This window comes from Ruminococcus sp. NK3A76 (assembly GCF_000686125.1).
Lineage (GTDB): Bacteria > Bacillota > Clostridia > Oscillospirales > Ruminococcaceae > NK3A76.
The window spans coordinates 2,146,152-2,158,565 of sequence record NZ_JMMA01000002.1; the positions used below are offsets into that span (position 1 = coordinate 2,146,152).

12 protein-coding genes are annotated in these 12,414 nt (G+C 50.4%); 2 read left to right on the forward strand and 10 right to left on the reverse strand.

The features are described 5' to 3' along the window. Nucleotides 1-5 precede the first annotated feature (5 nt). The 8 genes from CD05_RS0109930 to CD05_RS0109965 all read right to left on the reverse strand — a co-directional run bounded on the left by CD05_RS0109930 (nt 6) and on the right by CD05_RS0109965 (nt 8,846). Nucleotides 6-1,628 (reverse strand): ABC transporter ATP-binding protein, encoded by a 1,623-nt coding sequence (locus tag CD05_RS0109930; protein ID WP_028510371.1) that lies wholly within the window; start codon nt 1,626-1,628, stop codon nt 6-8. After that, nucleotides 1,601-2,479 (reverse strand): energy-coupling factor transporter transmembrane component T, encoded by an 879-nt coding sequence (locus CD05_RS0109935; protein ID WP_028510372.1) that lies wholly within the window; start codon nt 2,477-2,479, stop codon nt 1,601-1,603. Before CD05_RS0109935 ends, CD05_RS0109930 begins: the two co-directional genes overlap by 28 nt. After that, nucleotides 2,476-4,452 carry a DUF4430 domain-containing protein gene (locus CD05_RS19760; protein ID WP_051588938.1) on the reverse strand — a complete coding sequence of 659 codons (1,977 nt, stop codon included), beginning with the start codon at nt 4,450-4,452 and terminating at the stop codon, nt 2,476-2,478. The genes CD05_RS0109935 and CD05_RS19760 overlap by 4 nt, the downstream gene beginning before the upstream one ends. After that, the gene (locus tag CD05_RS18235; RefSeq protein WP_037322940.1) at nt 4,452-5,516 is read right to left on the reverse strand and encodes a hypothetical protein; all 1,065 of its coding nucleotides are present in this window, start codon (nt 5,514-5,516) and stop codon (nt 4,452-4,454) included. The genes CD05_RS19760 and CD05_RS18235 overlap by 1 nt, the downstream gene beginning before the upstream one ends. A gap of 393 nt (nt 5,517-5,909) precedes the next feature. Beyond that, nucleotides 5,910-7,268, reverse strand: coding sequence for an alpha/beta fold hydrolase (locus CD05_RS0109950; protein WP_028510373.1), 1,359 nt, complete (start codon nt 7,266-7,268; stop codon nt 5,910-5,912). Nucleotides 7,269-7,334: 66 nt separating this feature from the next. Then, nucleotides 7,335-7,541: a PTS ascorbate transporter subunit IIC gene (locus CD05_RS0109955; protein ID WP_028510374.1), complete on the reverse strand. Its 207-nt coding sequence runs from the start codon at nt 7,539-7,541 to the stop codon at nt 7,335-7,337. Further along, nucleotides 7,541-8,572 (reverse strand): SPFH domain-containing protein, encoded by a 1,032-nt coding sequence (locus tag CD05_RS0109960; protein WP_028510375.1) that lies wholly within the window; start codon nt 8,570-8,572, stop codon nt 7,541-7,543. The genes CD05_RS0109955 and CD05_RS0109960 overlap by 1 nt, the downstream gene beginning before the upstream one ends. Nucleotides 8,573-8,591: 19 nt before the next feature. Beyond that, entirely contained in the window at nt 8,592-8,846 is a 255-nt protein-coding gene (locus CD05_RS0109965) for a hypothetical protein (protein WP_156947425.1), read from the reverse strand. A 170-nt stretch (nt 8,847-9,016) separates the two neighbouring features. Between CD05_RS0109965 and CD05_RS20910 the strand changes: the two genes are divergently transcribed. Both CD05_RS20910 and CD05_RS0109975 read left to right on the forward strand, forming a co-directional pair. Then, nucleotides 9,017-9,457, forward strand: coding sequence for a helix-turn-helix domain-containing protein (locus CD05_RS20910; protein WP_051588939.1), 441 nt, complete (start codon nt 9,017-9,019; stop codon nt 9,455-9,457). Next, entirely contained in the window at nt 9,457-10,431 is a 975-nt protein-coding gene (locus CD05_RS0109975) for a hypothetical protein (protein ID WP_028510377.1), read from the forward strand. The genes CD05_RS20910 and CD05_RS0109975 overlap by 1 nt, the downstream gene beginning before the upstream one ends. Nucleotides 10,432-10,473: 42 nt before the next feature. On the opposite strand, the gene CD05_RS19770 is transcribed toward CD05_RS0109975, so the two are convergent. Continuing rightward, nucleotides 10,474-11,562: a hypothetical protein gene (locus CD05_RS19770; RefSeq protein ID WP_028510378.1), complete on the reverse strand. Its 1,089-nt coding sequence runs from the start codon at nt 11,560-11,562 to the stop codon at nt 10,474-10,476. Between the two features lie 86 nt (nt 11,563-11,648). Continuing rightward, on the reverse strand, nt 11,649-12,383 hold the full coding sequence (locus CD05_RS0109985; protein ID WP_028510379.1) for a hypothetical protein: 735 nt from the start codon (nt 12,381-12,383) through the stop codon (nt 11,649-11,651). Between the last annotated feature and the right edge of the window lie 31 nt (nt 12,384-12,414).

The window sequence follows — 12,414 nt, forward strand, 5'->3', positions numbered from 1 at the left end:
TCCTCTCACCTCCTGCCGTTTTGCCGGCACAGGGCGGCGAGGTCTTCAACAGTTACCACGCCATCAAATCTGCCCCTTGCTATGCGGCTTGCAGAGGTGGTGTAAAAGCTGCCCCTGTCAAAAAACTCATACGGCGGCAGAGCGCACACGGCCTCACCGTTAAAGAGCATCACGCACCTGTCAGCACAGAGCGCTGCAAACTCGATATCGTGTGTCACCAGAACAAGCGTTACGCCCTCGCTTTTGAGCTTTTTGAAAATTCCGGCAGCCGTCAGCTTAAGAGCACTGTCCATGCCCTTTGTCACCTCGTCGAGAATGAGTATCTGCGGCTTGCTGCCGAGCGCCTTTGCAAGAGCTAAAAGCTGCTGCTCGCCGCCCGATAGGTCATATGGGTGCTTATCAAGCAGATGCGTTATGTCAAAGGGCAGCTCAGATGCTTCAACGCCTGCATCGTCAAGCTCCTGCCTTACCGTCTGCTGCAAAAAGCAGGTCTGCACGTCCTGCGGCACGAGGGTCAGGCAGTTTGTGTAAAGCGTGCGGCTCCTGTAGTCCTTTATCCTTTTGCCGAGCACTTTTATGCTGCCGCTGTAGGGTCTTATAAGCCCGGCCATGCAGCGTGCAGCCGTCGTCTTGCCGGAGCCGTTAGCTCCAAGTATGCAGAGGATCTCACCCTTATAAACATCGAGCGTCAGCCCTGACAGGATATCGGGCGAGCTTTTCTCATAGCGAAAACAGAGCTCTTTAAGCTCTATAGCTTTTTCCTTCGGAGGAGTGTAGCTCTCACGCTGCAAAGCCTTCACATCATTTGAATACTGAGTTATATATCCCCTGCCCTGCGACACGGTAAGGGGGCATTCTCCCCCTCCGCCAAGTGCCTTATAAAGCCTTGCCGCCGCAGGCATAGCGCTTGCAACGGCGCTGTTCTCATCAAGCTCGGCTATCACCTTTGCAGGCTCGCCGCTGTGAATGAGCTTGCCGTTTTCCATGATAAACAGCCTGTCGCTTATCGGCACGAGCTCATCGAGCCTGTGCTCTGCTATTATCACCGTGAGCCCCAGCTCGTCCGAGAGCTTTCTGACCGTGTGTATGAATTCAGAAGCCGCTATCGGGTCAAGCTGTGCTGTCGGCTCGTCAAGTATCAGCAGTCTCGGCTGCCCCATCATCACAGATGCAAGGTTTAGAAGCTGCTTCTGGCCGCCAGAGAGCTCGTCAGTGTTTTTTTCATACCAGCGGTCGATGCCGAAATAGCTCGCTGTCTCTGCCGCACGAAATGCTATAAAGCTCTTATCAGCCCCGGCATTCTCAAGCGTGAAAACAAGCTCGTGCCACACCTTGTCGCACACTATCTGCGCATCAGGCTGCTGCATAACAAAGCCTATGCCGAATGCGCTCTCCTTGTCAGTGAGCTCCTGCTGCTTTTTACCGTCAAAGAATATCTCGCCGCTTAACGTTCCGAGCGGTGCGAGCTGTGGTTTTAAGAGCCTTAGCAGCGTTGACTTGCCGCTGCCTGTTGCGCCTGCGATGAGATTAAAGCTGCCCTCGCTTATCGAAAGGCTTACATCTTCCACGGCAGGGCTATCACACCCCGGGTAGGTGAACGTCAGACTGCTCGTCTTAAGTATTTCCATCTCAGGCTCACCTCCGCTTTCAGGATAACGGGCATAAAGCAGAGCATCGCAAATGCTAAAAGCCCTGCATATGTCGCCACACCGTTTATCTCAATTTTCGTTTTGGGGTAAAAGCTGTATTCAAAGCCGCCCCTTGCAGCACACATCACAGTAAATGCAAAAAGCGCTGTCATAATTATCATCAGGCATACATCACGCCTGTCGATGCGCTTTTGGCGAAAGCAGGTGCGCTTTCCTGCCGAAAAGCCCCTTGCTTCCATGCTGTCGGCTGTCGTTATGCCGTTTTCGAGCGCCCATGTTATAAGGATCGAGAACACCCTTATGTTTGACCTTATGTCGGCTATCAGGCTGTCGTTGTTATAGCGCCCCATTGCAAGCTGCGTTTCCTTTATTTTTCTGCGCTGCCTTACAAACAGCGGCACGAACCTCACCGACATGGAAATGATAAGCGACAGGTTCTTTGAAAGAAGCGATGTCAGGTATATGAGCTTATCGCTCGTCAGCACGAATGTCAGCGTTCTGAACCAGTAGAGTGCCGCAATTATCATCACCGAGCTGTTGAGCCCGAAGTAAAAGCTCTCAAGAGTTATCGGGCGGTCGTTTACAAAAAGCAGCACCGTCTCGCCCTTGTGGGACACAATAGGATTAGCAAGCACCAGCAGCACAAAGAGCACCCACGCAAACACCGTGAAGCTGCCCTTGCGCTCGCCCTTTACCGAGTAAAAGTAAAGGCAGGCACCCACAAGCGATATCACAAGCAGGGGCGGAAATGGTATGAACATGGTTATCCCTGCGGTATATGCAAAAAACAGAAAAGTCACTGCCGGGTTTGAGCCCTCTATGGTCTTCATTGATCCAGATCCCTGCCTATCTCCTTGGTGTAGCGCCATTCTACCCTGTCGCCGTCTTTGAGTTTATACTGCGAGCTGTTGACTGATGGCGCCTGGCCGTTTACATAATACATCCAGCCCGAGAGCTCGCCGTGGTCAAATTCATAAATGCCTGCTATGCCGCTGACATATATCATATCATCGCTGCCCTTGATGTCTATCAGTATGCCGTTTTCCTTGGCTACCCTGTCAAGCAGGTCATAGGCCGTTTCATTTTCCTTTATCTCAACTGTCTGCGCCGGAATAATAAATCCGTCCTCAGGTATGTTGTCAGCAAGCCCGATGATAGTCATGCAGTCGATGCTCATAGTCACCTGCCCTGCGCTGTTGCTTGCCGTCACGCTGTCAGGCTGCGAAAAATGCTCCTCTTTCGTCTCGATGTCAAGAAAAGCCGTCACAGCACACAGCACACCGCCGATAGCGAGTATAAGTATATAGCTGCCGGGCTTTCTCCTGCCACGGGCAAACATAACGATACAGACTATCACCGCCGCAGCACCTATCCCGATAAAGATATACAGCTTGATGCCGCCGTTGTCCTCGTCGGTCTTCGTCTCGCTCTCAGCCGTCTCGCTGCCGCTTATTTCCGCCGTCTGCTGAGTTGTCGTCACGGTCGTTGTCTGCGATGCTGTCTCTGTATCGGTGCTCTGTGTCTCAGTCTCCTCATCGGCTGATAAGGTCTGCTCGGTCACGCTTTGCTTGGTGGTGGTCGTGGTCTTTTTGCCGCTCGACGGCTTGCTGCCGGGCTTGGCTGTCTCTGTCTCGCTGCTGCCTGCGACAGAACTGTTCCTGCTGACCGGCTTGGCAGTCACCACACCGCCGGCTGTCTGCACAGCACTTGTCGTCACAGCGGCCGAGCCTGTCTGCGTGTCTGCTTTGGAAGTCTTTTTTACGGTGGTCTTTTTTGCAGACGTTTCAGTCTTCTGAGGTGATGTAGCCTTTGTCGTCACTGTCGTGGTGACAGGCGGCTTGTCAGCATTACCGGGCTTTTTCTGAGCCACTCTGTTATCAAAGACAAAGAAATACCCCTTGCCGTTTTTATATCTCTCATAAGCTGTCAGGCAGTAGAAAGCCTGTGTGGTCGCACTCTCGTTTGCGCCCTCGCCCTTGATATGCTCAAAAGCCCCGTCCGGCAGAGCAAAGCCTTGCAGTGCATCTATCAGGTCATTGCCGCCCTTGATAAAGCGGCTGTCGCTGCATGGGTCAACGCCGAGCGAGCTAAGTGCTAAAAGCACCTGTGCCGTGCTCTCGCAGTTTTCCTTGCCAAAGCTCTTGTATGCACCGCTGCTGCCCTGCACCTTTGAAAGATACGAAAGCGCCTTGTCGCAGGCGGACTTCACCTTGCTGTTTTTGCTGTAATAGGGCGCTAACGCTGTCGCTGTCATAGCCGTGCAGTCAGGGTCGCCGTTGTCGCCCATTATAGTAAAGCCGCCGTCAGCCTTCTGCAAGGCAAGAATGTCTTTTATAAGGCTGCCGGAGGTGATATTCCCGGTCGTATAGCCGTTATTTACTATATGCAGCGCAAATATATAGCTCATAAGTCCATGCTTGCCTGCCGAGCTTTCGAGTGCTTCGGTTATATAGTCATCATTGCTGCCTGTGCAGATAAGTGCCAGGGCATACTTCTCCCGTGAAGTGGCCGAGGCGATGCTGTTGCCTGAGAGATAGGTCTTAAGTGCTTTCTGATAGTTTGACAGGTCATACCTCCCCGACTGAGAAAGTGCCATGACATACCACTCGCCCGAAGTGCCTGCTTTGTCTGTCAGCTCGCCGTCTATCCACGACTGAGTACTGCCGCCTGATGTCTTTATATCACAAATACCGCCCAGCAGCTGCGAGGCGGTATCAGCATCACCAGCGCACACTCCGAGCGGAGCTGCGACTGTAAATATCATCAGTATCAAGGCGGCAAGAACAGCTGCCTTTTTTACCATTATCTCTTCTTCCTGAACTTAACAGCCATTACGCCTGCAAGTGCGATTCCTGCAAGGCTGAGCTGGAGCTGTGAAGATGTCTTGGGGTTGGTAGTTGCTGTGTTTGTAGAAGCGCCGTTGTTCTTGTTGTCATTAGCAGGAGCAGTGTCGCCGTCCTCCTCGGACTCATCTGTCTCAGGCTCTTCCTCTGTTTCGCCCTCGGTCTGCTCGTCCTCGGAAGGCTCCTCAGTCTCCTCATCGGAAGGCTCTACAGTCTCCTCTGTCTCATCCTCAGGAGTCTCTTCCTCATCAGTCTTGAGAACAGAAAGTGTCAAAACAGGTGAAACGAGGTTTACCTTATCCGAAACAGCGCTCACGATATAGTCACCGCCGTTCATAAAGTCAACAGTTACTTTTCCGTCTGCATCTGTAACAAAGCCTGTCTTTTCGCCGTTAAGAACGATATATGCGCCCTCTAAAGGAAGCGTTACCGGATTCCAGTCTGCATCATAGCCGATATAGCTGAGTGTAAGGTCGATCGTCTCGCCCTTGTCAGCATTTACCTCGCCAAAGCTTTTGTCAAAGAAGGAATATGCATCAGAGAAGTTCTCTGTATCAGTGTATACGAATGCGCTGACAAGATCGCCGTCCTTGATAGGATCCTTCATGCTCCAGGAGCTTGCATTGTTTACATAATAGCCGTAGCTGCCGCCGTTTTCCTCACCCCAGAGCTTAACAAGTGATGTGCCCCAGTCAGTCTCAGCTACAGCAAAGCCTGCTTCTGCACCGCCCTCATAGAAATGCTCATGTGCTGTGTAAAGTGCATCAACTATTGTAAGTGCGCCGTCACCGTCTGTGTCGGTAACATCAAGATATGTGTTGGCAAGTGCTATATCGCCGTCCTTATCGTGGATAGTTACATACACACCTGCGCTTGTGTCTGCTGCCTCTGTGCTCTCGACAGCTGTGTCTGTTTCAGCTACTGTATCCTCTGCTGCATCCTCAGCCGAGGACGAAATAGCCATAGCGCTTACGCTCATAGCGAGTGCTGCCATAACTGCTACAAGTCTTTTCATCTTCTTCATTTTTATCGATCCTTTCAAATATAATGACCTTTGATAGTATGCTCAGGACATAAAAACAGCCCCTTTAAAGACCGGTGTGTCTTTAAAAGAGCGTACCTTAACAAGCCCTTGCCGTTATCCTAAAATAACAGCAAACGCTAAATACCAGGCACGCCTTTCATTGCCCAAAAGCGCCGGGAATTACCCCTTGCCTGCTTATCCCGACGAGCGATCCGACTTTTACGGTAGTGACTGCTGCGGCAGATCTTCACTGCACTTCTCTCCTACTTCAGTGTATTACTGATTCTTCGGGAAAGCATTATAAAACTATATATGAATATTATACCACTTTGATATAATATTGTCAATAGAAAATTCCCGAAAAACCGACAAAACGGTCTTCGGGAATACTTATCAGCATATTTCTTTGGCAAATCCTGCGATATCGTCCATGACTTCGGTATCAAAGCTGCCGGTCTTTTCGTTGAAGAAATGCCCGAGCCCCTCATAGAGCTTGAAATAGCAGCCGGCCTTATCGCCGAGCTCCTGCTGCCAGATCGCATAGTCCTTGTCGGCAAACACCCTCACATCGCTGTCGCCCTGTAAGAAAAGCATCGGCATATCAAGCCCCTTTGCGACCTCGGCAGGCTTGATGTCCGTCAGAGAATCCCAGTATGCCTTTTTGAATTCCAGCCTGAAAGGCAGAGGGTTCGTGTTATCCACCCAGCCGCCGTCTATGTAGGCATTCAGCTGGTCAAACAGCTGCTCAAGCTCCTTTTTATGCGAGCCGTTGTATGCTGCGAGCTGCGCCTGTATCTGGTCATAGAAAACATCTGTTATCGACCTCGGCGTTCCTGCGAGGGATATCATGCCGTTTATATCGGTGTTGTTTGCCGCGATAGACGGAGCGAGCAAACCGCCGAGGCTGTGGCCGACAAGCACTATTCCACCGACCTTTCCGCTGTTTACATACTGCCTTGCAAGGGCAATAGCTGCGTCAGCATCGTCAAGCACTTCTTCCTTGACAGTTACGTTCTCGTCTTCAAGCTCGGGATACTGGTTGTAGCGCTTGTTTACACGCATCACAGCCACTCCCCTCTCGGCCAGGCCGTGTGCAAGCTCGTAGAAGGTCGTTCCCTCGTTCATATTGTTCTGCCCCGAGCCCTGCACGAGCACCACGAGCGGCGGCTTATAGGCATATTTCGGCATAGTTAGCATACCGCCGAGGTCAAGGTCACCGACGGATATCCTCTCCTCGGTGTAATTGTCAGTATTCTCAGGCTCGACACCGTCAGTCGCCTGCGTGAAAAACATTCCGACCAGCTTGCCGTCGCTGTTTACGCCGAAGGTGAAGTTTATCTTCATATTCTCAAATTTCGTGTATACGATAGCCGTCGTGTTGCCGTCCTCGGCGAGCTGGCTCTGCGAGAAAAGCGTTTCCTGATATTTGCCGGCTGAGTTTTCAAGCTGCCCCCAGGCATTTGTCAGCTTATCCTCATCGAGCTTCGCCCTGGCAGAATCGGTCAGCAGGTCGGCAGTGCTTGAAAAATTCCCCTGCGCCATATCCGAAACGAGCCCCTTGCAAAGTGTCGTGTAATCATCGGTATACTCAACGACAGGGGCGCTGTCATCGGCAGACGAGCCGTCCGTCTGCGATGAGCTCACACTCTTGCTCTTTTTATCTTTTTTACCGCTTTCTGACGAATCGCCGAGTGAGCAGCCTGTTAGCATAACTACCGCCAGCAAAGCCGCAGCAAGTCTTTTTGTCTTCATGCTGATATCCCCAATCTACGCACAACACCACACAAGGCTATTTTATTGCCCTGTGTGGTCTGCGTGTTATTCAAAGTTTTCTACCTCTATATCAGGCGGTGCGTCTATCTCCTTGCCGACATAACCCCCGTTCTTTCGGCGCTGCTTGACGCACTCGGTGAGCAGATACTCTATCTGCCCGTTGACCGAGCGGAAATCGTCCTCCGCCCAGCTTGCCAGATCGTTATACAGCTTTTCCGACAAGCGCAGAGGCACCTGCTTCTTTGCTGCCATCAGTAAATCGACCCTGAGTTGACGACGGGCTGTGCGTCATGGTTTCCGCAGAGAACTACGAGGAGATTCGATACCATAGCGGCCTTTCTTTCCTCGTCAAGCTCGACTACCTGCTTCTTCGAGAGCTCCTCAAGAGCCATCTCCACCATGCCTACTGCGCCGTCAACTATCAGCTTTCTTGCATCTACAACAGCCGATGCCTGCTGTCTTTGCAGCATAGCGGCAGCTATCTCGGGGGCGTATGCAAGATATGTTATCCTGGCTTCGATTATCTCGATGCCTGCGTTCTTTACTCTGTCCTGTATCTCGTCCTTGATGCGGTTTGCAACTATCTCGCTCGAACCTCTCAGGCTGCCCTCGTCGGGTGAGCCGTCGCCTGTGGTATCAACGCCCTGTGCCACATCGTAGGGGTATATCCTTACGATATTTCTGAGCGCCGTGTCGCACTGGAGCGAGAGGTATTCCTTATAGTTATCAACATCGAATACAGCTTTTGCGGTATCAACGACTCTCCACATAACAGCTATGCCTATCTCTATCGGATTGCCGAGGCAGTCGTTTATCTTCTGCTTGTTGTTATTGAGTGTCATTATCTTAAGGGATATGCGCTTGTCAGTCATACCAGCCGTAGCGCCGATAGCCTCTGCGCCTGCCTTTATAGCTATTGCAGTTGCATTTGTCTCACTGCCGCCGACATCGCCGCTCTGACGGAGCTTTGTTGTAGCAGCCGGGTTAACAGCTGTGCAGAAGGGGTTTACATAGTAAAAGCCGTCGCCTTTGAGTGTGCCGACATACTTACCGAAAAGTGTGAGCACGAGAGCCTCCTGCGGCTTTAACACCTTAAGCCCGAGCCAGAATATCCAGCCCACCAGTATATATGCAACACCACACACTATACACACTATGCCCCATGTCTCGCTGTCATTCATAGCACCGAACACCAGCAGACCGATCGCCGCCAGATACAGAAGTATCGTCAGCAGAAGCACTGCCATACCGTTCTTTTTCGTCGAAATTATCTTTTCCTCCATGATTTTCTCCTCCTACTTTTCAGTTTTTCCTGTATATTCTTCTTATGACCTTTATCTCAGCGAAAAGCATGAGCAACGTCAATGCTGAAAATGCTATCACTACTGCGATATGATGCCTGAACTGCACAGCAAGAGTTATGAACAGCCCCGCCATCGGCAGAAGCACTATCGAGATTATGAGAGCCTTCACGGGTCTCGGCACACGCTTGCTCTCACACAGCATTTCAAACACAGCGCCTATCAGCTCACCTACCACTTCAATTAGTATATCCACCTTGCTCACCCTCTTTCTCTTTGATATCAATATGATATCACATTTATTTCAATTTGTCAAGAGGTTTTTAAAAGTTTTTCCATTTTGTTTTACAGCCGCTGTCACAAATAGTTTCTTTACTATCAGACGTTAATGGGTTATAATATAGTTAGAAAAGAGGTGGTGATAAAATGCTGATCGGTCAGAAAATAGCAGACCTGCGGTCAGATGCAGGGCTGACCCAGGAACAGCTTGCTGACAGGCTGTATGTCACAAGGGCAATGGTCTCAAAATGGGAGCGAGACATTTGCAAGCCCGATTACGGCATGATAGAAAAGATAGCGGCGGCACTCTCGGTTGAGCCTGATGAGATAATAAGCAAAAGCGATGTCGTGCTTGACGAGCTGAGCAGCTTTTTATCAGACACCGAAAGCGAAGACCTGATTAATAACCTCAACAGCTTTCTCAAAACCCTGAACACCCGTGACAGAAGCGTGTTTATCAGGCGGTATTACTATCTCGAAGACATGACCACTATCGCCGATAAATACCGCATAAAGGAAAGCCATGTCAGAACTGTTCTCATGCGTACAAGAAAGAAGCTCAAAAAGTATCTTAAGGAGATGATCTGATGAACAACGTTGATCTTAGTAATGCGATATCCGGCATAAGCAAGGCATTTATAGCAGAGTCAGACGATCTTGACCTTATCGCTGCGGATTTCAGAAAAGAAAAAAGCCGCAAGGTAAGGCTCGCAGCATTGACTCTTTGTATCGTATTTACAGGCGCAGGGGCAGCAGGGCTGTTCCAAAGCGGCCTGCTTACAAAGAATACGCCATCATCTGAAGAAAGCCCTATAAGCGTCAGCTCAGACGCTCAGGCAGTATCAAGCTCAGAACCCGAGCCTGAGGTGACGACACTGGCAACAACCAACCCTGACGAAAGCAGCTCCCCCGACGAAGACGAGCCGCTGTATTACAGCGAGCTGGTCGGCAGCACAGAAGCTCCAGAGCTCGAAGGCTACAGCGCAGATGCATCATTTGATATTATCGCTTTTGATGAAGGTATGCTAAAGGACTCGGCTGCCGTTATCGAGGGCGAGGTGCTTGACATCTGGGTAAACCAATACGAATACACCACCGCATGTGACAAATTCGAGCCGGGCGGAGTGCTTTATCACAAGCCGACAAGTGTTTCCTACAAGATAAAGGTCAACAAGATATACAGCGGCAACTTCAACGCAGGTGACGAAGTGACTGTCGAGGACTTCAGCTTTGTATGTGATTCTATAGTATCAATAAAAAAGGGCAGCAGCTATGTGATACCTATCGGCAAGGGTGACGGCAGGTTTTATGAGTCTGACAAGATACTAAGCGGCGACAAAGGCCTTAAAAGCTGCTATTTTACGCTTTACCAGTTCCACCCGCAGATAGAGAGAGTAAGCGGCGGATATGTAGTCCCGGGCGACTGGGAGAGCGTTTCGGCAGGCTGCAAAGAGGTAATAATAGACACCGAACACACCGATCTCCCCTACTCACAGCCGCTCTATTTCGTACCCGAAGATGAATTTGCCGACAGAATGAGCCGCCTGCTCCAAAGCCGGTAAACAGCACACAAAAAGCCCCCTGAACACAGGGGGCTTTGATCATCACTTTTTGCCTATCTCGTCCTTCAGCTTCTGCTGCGACTCCTCCATGAGCTTCATAAGATCCTCGATAGATGTATCCATCGACTTGGGTCTTCTCGGTCTCGGAGCAGGCTTCTTTACCTTCGGCTTGGGCTGCTCGGGTATCTTCACTTTCTTTACCTCGGGCTCTGCCTCTGTCTTTTCTACAGGCGGCAGCTTTACCTTGTGTACCTCAGGCTCTTCCTTTACCGGAGCAGGCTCCTCGACCTCGGCCGCCTCAGGCTCGGGTTCGGGTTCAGGCTCGGGCTCTGCTTCTGCCTCAGGCTCAAGGATAGTCTCCTCAGGCTCATCGACCTCGACAACTGCGCCGATTATGTCAGCATCAGTCTCCTCATCGGAGTAGTCGTCCTCGCTCTGGATATACTTATCATCGTTCTCGTCAAGCTGGCGCTTGGAGAAAGGTGTCGAATCGTCACCCGAGAAGAGTATATCATCAAGAGATGCAGGCTTTTCACGCTCGTTCTTCTCGATGTAATCATCATCGTCATCGTCGTCATCATCGTAATCGTCAGACGATGCTATAGCCATTATCAGCTCAATGATTATCATAAGAGCTATCGGCGATCCTATGCATATCACCATACCGAAGCGTGAGGTCATAAAGGTTATGGCCTTGCCGGCGGTGGTGTAGTATGTAGTAGCCTCACCAACTACGTTTTCAGATCTGAGCTCATATGTGAGCGAAGGGTTCTTTTCCTGGTATACGGTGTAATACACACCGTCCTGCCCTTCCTTGGAGTTGACATCAGCGAGCCAGAAAACGCTCGTGCCAACGCCCGGCACCTTTTCACAAAGAACTGCCTTGCCGAGCTTTTCAGCACTCGGCGTATCGTTTGATGCAAGCACCAGAGCACCTCTCGGCACCTTGTCGAGCATCTTGTCAGAATCCATTATATAAAGGCTATAGCCAGCCACAGAAGGTGTAACGTCTTTATTCTTGAATACATACGACAGACCTATTACAACTATTGCGACCAGTATAGTGAACACAAGGAAGAAGACGAACACATTTCTTCCGGCGTGTGATTTCTGTTTTGTAACACTGCCCATATTTGGCTTCCGTTCCTTTCCGCATTATATGTACATATACTATTATAACACATTATAATGCTTTTTTCAACTGTTTTCGGAAATTTTTAATTATTTCTTGTATATCCGGAAATATCGGGCAGTTCAAAGTCGCTGTCGTCAGCGGCCGAGAGAACAGTGTTTGATACCACTTCATCGTCCATATCGTCGCTCTTTATCTGCACGCCTGTGAGAGCTCTTGTCGAGTTGTCAAAGCTGTAGATGATACTGCCTTCGAGCCCGTCAAAATCAAGGGTATACTCCTCGTTTATAACGTCGCCGTCAACGCTTGCTTTCACAAACGAGCCTGTAGCTGCAAAAAGCGGGTCATACTGTGGGCTTTTGAGCATCATGTCGCCAAGCTCGGCTGCCTCGTACTTATCATAAGTAGTAGTGCCCTCGTTTATAACATACTTCTCGCCCTCAGCCGTGATGTATACATTTGTCTGCATACCCATTACTGTAGCGCTGCTGTATCTTAAATCATCCTTGACCTCGAATATCACCGGGTAAGCATCGCCGCCGTTTACAGAAAGCTCAGCTGTGAGCTTGTAGTTTCCTGCATACTGCTCCTTGATGCTGTCATAGAGCCTTACATCACCGTTCGGGTCATACTCCTCCTGCGAGGAAGCGTCAGTCTCGCCTGTGCTGTCAGCTCCCTGGCTGCCTGCCTGCTGCGAGCTGCTTTCCTGCTCAGACACTGACGAAGCAGTCTTCTGGCTGCTGTCGCTGTCGCCGCATGATGCGAGACACACGCACATTGCAAGACCTGCTATAACTGCTGTAAGCCTTTTTTTATTCATTGTTGTTTACACCCTTTCTTATCATGCAGCA